Raw genomic sequence first — 1,507 nt, 5'->3', positions numbered from 1 at the left:
TGAACCGCGATGAAGACGACACATTGAACGTCTGATCACGAAACAACCGCACCGGCTTGCGCCCCTGATTCAACCAGGCTTGCCAACCGCCCTGGGGCAGCAGGTCGATTCTGTTGCCACCGGGTGGGATTTCGACCTTGAGGGCATGCATGACATTGAGGGTGAAATTGAGGGTGATCGCGGGATCATTGGGCAGCATCACATCGCCAAAGTCGAAGTCACCGCCGGGACCAGTGGTGTAGGTCAATGAGCCTTTGTATTCACCTGAGGACATTCGCAGGGGGTTGGGCGTGCGCAGGTCATAGGCATAATCGACCTGACGGTGCTGGAACCAGGGAATATCGAGATAAGGTTGAATGGCGCAGGCACCCGCACCTTCAGGAAACATCCAAAAGAAGTATGCGAACCAGGTACCTGCCCAATACGAAGGCACACCGGTACACGGGGCCGGCGGATATTGCCATGGGCGATACCAGTTCTGCCCCGGTGCCGTGGCCCATGCACTGACCCCCGGCGGATAACTTGAATACCATGTACCGCCAACTCCCACGACGCGCATCTCAACCGTTTCCGTCTCGCCTGTACGCGAATGGACAACCTCCACCGGCCTCCAGCTCGACGGAACACTAAAGGTCACGCCCTGCCGGGGGTCTGCATGCCGGGCTGGAATAGCCTGCGTGGATCTAAATTGCAGGCCGTTCACCCGCAGACTGAAGATGCCCCTGACCTTGCAAGGAGCGGCCATGTAAGTAGCGCACACCCCGCTTTGCGGAGTTGTATTAACAAACTTGTTGAGCAACGGGTTACTCGGATCAGGCACGAACTCGGCGGTTAATTCCTGCACCACCGCGCTCGCGGACGGCGCATGCAAGCCGACCAGCAAGCCACTCATCAGAGAACACAACGCCATTGCTCTAAGCGGAAAAGTTACTTTCATTTTTTTGCTCAACTGGAACATCAACAAAACGGCCACGCGCCTTGGCATGCAAGCAGTCGATCGCGCAGCACGTGGGTCGAAGAGAAAAAGGTAATGAGACGCCCCCGGAGCGGGCGTATCAGCAATGTCCCAAACGCGGATTTCAGATCACCTCCGAATCCCAGATCACCGTGACGTTGCCCGACCAGGTCTTTCCTGCACCGTCGCGCAACATCTGTTCGACATGCTCCTGGGCCACTTCAAAATGCAGGGTTCCCGGCTTGCGCTCGACATAAACCCCTGGCTGGAACAACTCGGTGCCGCTGCCATCGCGCAACAGCGGGCGACGATGAACAGGTTGGCTTGAAGCATCCGTCAAGCCACTGGGCAGGCTCACGCTGGTGTTCAACGGGACGACTTGCGCAGATTCGCTATCGCGCAAGCCACAGGTATTGCCAGCGGAATGCTCGCATTCAAGCTGCATCTTGAACCGCGATGAAGACGACACATTGAACGTCTGATCACGAAACAACCGCACCGGCTTGCGCCCCTGATTCAACCAGGCTTGCCAACCGCCCTGGGGCAGCAGGT

1 protein-coding gene and 1 pseudogene are annotated in these 1,507 nt (G+C 57.6%); both read right to left on the bottom strand.

Features of this window, described 5'->3' with window-relative positions; translation table 11 throughout:
* Nucleotides 1-958: hypothetical protein (locus ACRESJ_RS19295; protein WP_431759311.1), on the bottom strand; the 958-nt coding region annotated here is incomplete at its 3' end.
* Nucleotides 959-1,079: 121 nt separating this feature from the next.
* Nucleotides 1,080-1,507 (bottom strand): annotated as a pseudogene (locus ACRESJ_RS19290) (hypothetical protein); the annotation flags it as partial.

The organism is Pseudomonas sp. (genome assembly GCF_050739655.1).
Classification (GTDB): domain Bacteria; phylum Pseudomonadota; class Gammaproteobacteria; order Pseudomonadales; family Pseudomonadaceae; genus Aquipseudomonas.
The sequence above is the reverse complement of the archived record's forward strand: the minus strand, read 5'-3'. Positions and strand labels throughout refer to the sequence as shown.